We start from the raw sequence: 607 nt of genomic DNA, 5'->3' as shown, positions 1-607 counted from the left end.
ACCATGTCGTTGGCGGGCTGGCCCATGACTTTGAGGCAGAACCGCAGTACGGCGTTGGCGCTGATGCCGGTGGGCAGCGACTTCGCGTCGGGCCGCTGGGTGCCGAACAGCATCGTCATCCCCAGCGCCGGGCCGCGCTTGCCCAGGTCGGTGCAGATCTCTTCGATCTCCGGCCCGTACTTGTCGTGTTCGAAGGGGACCTGGCACTCATCGAATCCGGCGACGATGGGGTGCAGCCCCAGCGTCTTGTCGTTTGCCAGGGCCGGGGTGACCTTGGACTCCGGGCAGCGCGAGCGCGGCAGGGACTTGATGACCTTGGCCCGCCTGCGGAGTTCGGTGCGCAGTTCCCGCAGGGATTCCAGGACGTAGAGGATGTCTTCGTCCTCGTCTCCGGCCCGGTAGCGGTGGCAGACCGGTTCCAGGGCCCCGAAGTCGCCGGTGCCCTTGAAGTCGAACGCGTACAGCTCCGCACGCGGGTCCAGAGCGGCGATGAGCAGGAACAGCCGCATCAGGAACGTCTTGCCCATGCGCGGGATGGACCCGACGATGACCGAGGCGAACATCAGGGTCACCGCCACGTCGCCCATGCGCTGGTCGTTGCCGAAGA

The 607-nt window shown here is 66.7% G+C and carries 1 protein-coding gene; it reads right to left on the bottom strand.

Translation table 11 applies throughout. The features are described 5' to 3' along the window. Positions 1 to 587 (bottom strand): hypothetical protein (locus tag ACFCZN_RS21480; protein WP_430558116.1); only part of this gene is annotated, 587 nt, incomplete at its 3' end. Positions 588 to 607 lie beyond the last annotated feature (20 nt).

It is taken from the genome of Isoptericola sp. NPDC056134 (assembly GCF_042264825.1).
In the GTDB taxonomy this organism is placed as follows: domain Bacteria; phylum Actinomycetota; class Actinomycetes; order Actinomycetales; family Cellulomonadaceae; genus Isoptericola; species Isoptericola nanjingensis.
This window is presented reverse-complemented; position numbering and strand designations above follow the sequence as displayed.